The sequence below is a fragment of the Curtobacterium sp. B18 genome, from assembly GCF_000333375.1.
Lineage (GTDB): Bacteria > Actinomycetota > Actinomycetes > Actinomycetales > Microbacteriaceae > Curtobacterium.
The window spans coordinates 1-4,485 of record NZ_BACZ01000572.1 but is presented as its reverse complement, the minus strand read 5'-3'; the positions used below and the strand labels follow the sequence as shown (position 1 = coordinate 4,485).

General features: G+C 69.8%; 4 protein-coding genes. 2 read left to right on the top strand and 2 right to left on the bottom strand.

The window, feature by feature from the left end; translation table 11 throughout:
• The coding region (locus I5E_RS27070; protein WP_187290519.1) for a His/Gly/Thr/Pro-type tRNA ligase C-terminal domain-containing protein at positions 1-170 on the top strand (170 nt) is incomplete at its 5' end.
• A 198-nt stretch (positions 171-368) separates the two neighbouring features.
• Positions 369-1,310, top strand: coding sequence for a hypothetical protein (locus I5E_RS23800; protein WP_022907773.1), 942 nt, complete (start codon positions 369-371; stop codon positions 1,308-1,310).
• A gap of 512 nt (positions 1,311-1,822) precedes the next feature.
• On the opposite strand, the gene I5E_RS15420 is transcribed toward I5E_RS23800, so the two are convergent.
• A complete protein-coding gene (locus I5E_RS15420; protein ID WP_022907772.1) occupies positions 1,823-2,572 on the bottom strand; it encodes a polyprenol monophosphomannose synthase in 750 nt (249 codons plus the stop codon).
• Positions 2,569-4,485, bottom strand: a 1,917-nt coding sequence (locus tag I5E_RS15415; RefSeq protein ID WP_022907771.1) for a glycosyltransferase, incomplete at its 5' end; no start/stop codon positions are given. The genes I5E_RS15415 and I5E_RS15420, both read right to left, overlap by 4 nt.

The following is a 4,485-nucleotide window of genomic DNA, read 5'->3' as shown; positions in this document are numbered from 1 at the left end:
TCCGCCGCACCGAAGCAGAGGTGCCGTTCCAGCTCATCGCGGGCGGCGACGACCGCGACGCCGGCGCGGTGTCGTTCCGCTTCCGCGACGGCCGTCAGGACAACGGCGTGCCGGTGGACGAGGCGGTCGAGCGCATCCTCACCGCCATCCGCGAGCGCGCGCAGGTCTGATGACCCGGCCAGGAGGCACGGATCCCGCCCGGGGGACCGGTCACGTCGACGACGTGGCCGGTCCCACATCCGTGCCCACCGCGACCGGGTCGGCCGACGACCCGCTCGTCATCCGCGACGCCGCGACCGGCGCCGCGGTGCCGGACGCGGACCGCGGGCGTCCCCGGCACCGCCACGGCCGTCGTCGCCAACGCCGAGGTGACCGGCCCGACGAGTGCGGCCTACCTGCGGGTCACTCCGGCCGGCGCGGACGCGCAGGTCGCGACCCAGCTGTTCACGCCGGGACGGTCGGTGGCCAACCTGGTCATGTCGAAGGTCACCGGGTCGAGCGTCGACCGGCGCGTGCAGGTCAAGGCGTCGACGGGTTCGGCGGTGCTGCACCTCGACGTCGCGGGGTACTTCCTCGACGGGTCGAGCGGCTCCGGCTTCGGCGCCGACGTCTCGTGGCCGCAGTGCGGAAAGTCTCTGCCGACGAATTCGGCGTTCGGAGTCGTCGGGGTGAATGGAAATCTCGTCAACACGTCGAACCCGTGTTTCGCGAATCAGCTTACGTGGGCAAAGTCCACAGCTGGCGGGACGACGCAACCGAAGGCTCAGCTCTACATGCTCGCGGCGAACCCAGGCTCTCAAGCCTCATCGTGGCCTTCGAGCGACGAATATCCTTCAGGTCAGAAAGTCACCCACCCATACAACAAGTGCACCGGGGGCTACGACGCCGGATGCTCGTGGATGTACGGCTATGCCCGCGCTTACGAGGCGACACACATCCGAGGCGTCGACACACCATCGTCGTACCGCTGGTGGATCGACGTCGAGAAAGCCGATGACGGCTCCGGGCCGACTTGGCAGAGCGACAAGACGCAGAACCGCGCCGACGTCGAGGGCATGATCGTGGCGCTCAAGGCAGCGAAGGTCTCGACGATCGGCCTCTACTCGACGAAGTACCAGTTCGGGCAGATCGTCGGGACGGTCCCCTCGAACTCGGCACTCCGTGGCCTGCCGAGCTGGATCGCGGTCGGCAACGACGGCGTCGCGGCCGCACAGGCGGCGTGCTCGGCCGGGGGCCTCACCGCAGGCAGCCAGGTGCGGATGACGCAGTACGTCGCGGGAAACCAGGACTACAACGTCAGCTGCGTCTGAGACGCGTCGACCTCACAGACGGGAGGCGCGGTGTCAGCTGGCACCGCGCCTCCCGTCCGTCTGTGGTCCGGTCCTTCCGGCGACCCCGGTCAGCGGGGTCGGTCGGTGAGGCCGGTCCGGGGGGGGTCGGTCCACGGGGCGGTTCTTCCCAGAACGGGCGCGATGGGTTGTGGAAACGGGCGTACCTGGTCGGAACTTCTCGCCAGGTACGCCCGAAAGCACCAGGTACGCGCGGGAGTCCTCGGCACCCAAGGGGGCACGCGGCACACGCGGAAGCAGCGGGGATGCCCGACCCTGCCGCCGGCCCGCCGGGTCGGTTCTTCCCAGAACGAGCGCAATGGCTTGTGGAAACGGGCGTACCTGGTCGGAACTTCTCGCCAGGTACGCCCGATCGCACCAGGTACGCCCGGAAGCACCGGGCACCAGGCACCAGGCACCAAGCACCAGGCACCGAGCGCGCGGAAGCACCAGGCACCGAGCACGCGGGAGCACAGCGCGCGCGGGAGCCCGCGTCAGCGACGTGCGGCGCGACGGCGGCCGAAGCGGCGCTGGACGCCCCACTGGGTGACCCGCAGCATCGCCTCGACCACGATCGAACGGCTCATCTTCGACACCCCGTGCACGCGGTCACGGAAGCGGATGGGCACCTCGACGATCCGCCCACCGAGGTCGTCGACGCGCAGGGTCATGTCCACCTGGAAGCAGTACCCCTTCGAGTCGATCCCGGCGAGGTCCATCCGACGGACGGCGTCGGCGCGGTACACCCGGAAGCCGGCGGTGACGTCCCGCACCCCGATCCCGAGGACGAGACGGGCGTAGGTGTTGGCGCTCCTGCTGAGGACCTCGCGGTGCAGCGGCCAGTCGACGACCGATCCCCCGGGGATCCACCGCGATCCGATCGCCAGCATCACGTCGTCGGCCTCGTCGACCGCGGCCACGAGGGCCGGGAGCCGGTCGGCGGGGTGCGAACCGTCCGCGTCCATCTCGACGAGCAGCGGGTAGCCGCGCTCGAGCCCCCAGCGGAAGCCGGCGACGTACGCGGTCCCGAGGCCGAGCTTGCCGGAGCGCTCGAGCAGGTGCACCCGGTCGTCCTCGGCCGCGAGCCGCCGCACGAGGGCACCCGTGCCGTCGGGACTCGCGTCGTCGACGACGAGCAGGTGCGCGTCCGGCAGCGCTCCGAGGACGGCCGTGGCGATCGTGCCGACGTTCTCGGCCTCGTTGTAGGTCGGCACGATCACGAGCGCCGTGGCGCCCGCGGTCACCGGTTCTGCAGCCGACGCTTGATCTTGCCCGCGACGCTCCGCGGACCCTCGGTGCGGAAGTAGTGCACGGCGCGACCGAGGTCGTGACGGACACCGTAGAGCTTCTTGCGGTCCGGCACACGCACGCGCATGGCGTGCGGCTGGATCGTCGACGACGTGTCGCGGACGCTCTTGTCGGCAGCGCGGATCGGGTTGCGGCAGAACTCGACGAGCGGCGCGAGGACGTTCTCCCACGTGAACTGCTCGCGCACGCGGTCGACGTTGCCGATGAACTCGGCACGGGCCTTCTTGTCGAAGAGCGCCGTCTCGAGCGCGGCGGCGAGGCCGTCGATGTCCTGCTCGTGCACCGCGATGCCGAGCTTCTCCTCGGCGACGAGGTCACCGAAGGAGTCACCGGCGGTCGTCACGATCGGCAGGCGCGCCCAGAGGTAGTCGAGGATGCGCGTGCGGAACGAGAACGTGGTCTCGAGGTGCTCGTAGTGCGTCGAGACGCCGGCGTCGGCCTCGAGCAGGTACGCGCCGCGCTCCTCGTACGGGATCCACGCGTCGTTGAAGAACACGTTCTTGCCGGTCAGGCCGAGCGCGTCGGCCTCGGCGCGGACCTTGGCGACGATGTCCATCTCAGGCACGTCGGGGTTCGGGTGCTGCACGCCCATGAAGAAGAGCTTCACGCTCGGCTTCTTCGCGGCGAGCCGGCCGATCGCGCGGACGAGCGTGATCGGGTCGAACCAGTCGTAGATGCCGCCGCCCCAGACGACGAGCTTGTCGTTCTTCCCGATGCCGGGGACGACGCCCTTGACCCGCTGCTGGTCGTGGACCGGCGGCGTCGACGACAGCCCGAACGGCACGACGCCGATGAGCGAGCGGAGGTCGGGGTCGCGCGAGTAGGTGCGGGCGTTCACACGGCCGGAGCCGGCGAGCTGCCCGAGCCAGAACATGCGCTGGCGCTCCGAGGCGCAGATGAAGTAGTCGCCGAGTTCGAGCTGGTGGTTCAGGGTGTCCGAGGCGTCGAGGATCTGACGGTTCCACTGGTCGACGTCGTCGCTGCGGCCCTGTTCGAGCTGCTCGAGGTGCAGCGGGTCGTAGACGTCGACGACGAGGATCTTGCTCGTCGACTCGAGCACCGGGAACAGGCGGAGCGCGTGGCCCTGCACGATGATGACGTCGGCCCAGGCCTCGTGCTCGACCATCTGCCGCGGGTGCCGGTGCGGCACCGTGACGACCTCGTACGAGGGGTCGATCTGCGACGAGCGCGTGAGGCTGATGACGCGGACGTCGTGCTCGCCGGCGAGCTGCTTCGCCATCTGCGTCGCGCGGATCGCCGGACCGGCCATCTTCTCGCCGATGGAGTCACCGGTGATGATGAGCACACGGCGGCGGGTGCCGACGTCCAGCACACCGAGGGAGTGCACGATCTTGTCGTAGCCGGCGAGGTAGTTCTCGATCGGGTACGCCGGCTCGTCGCGGTTGCCGAACAGGCGCAGCAGCTCGCGGTCGCTGCGGACGCGGGTCGCCTGGATCGCGCGGCGCGACTCGGTCATCGACGGCAGCTGCTCGACGAACTGGTCGACGCCGTAGATCCCCGCCATCGCGGTCTTCGGCACCGGTATCGTCGGGACGCTGTCGTCGCCGGGGTTGCGGAGGTCGAGCTCGGTCGAGTCGAGTTCGCCCCGACCGACGGCGCGGCGGACGACGAGCGCGAGCGACCCCGGCAGGGCCGCTGCGAGCTGCTCGTCGCCGAGGTTCTTGTAGAGCGTGAAGAGCGCGTTCCGCTCGAGCAGGTACGTCTCGCGGAAGTCGCCGAACTTGTTCATCGACGCGTGGTGCTTGTGGAACGCGACGGACTTCGGCTGGTAGCGGAAGCGCCAGCCGAGCAGGTTGAGCCGCCAGCCGAGGTCGACGTCCTCGTAGAA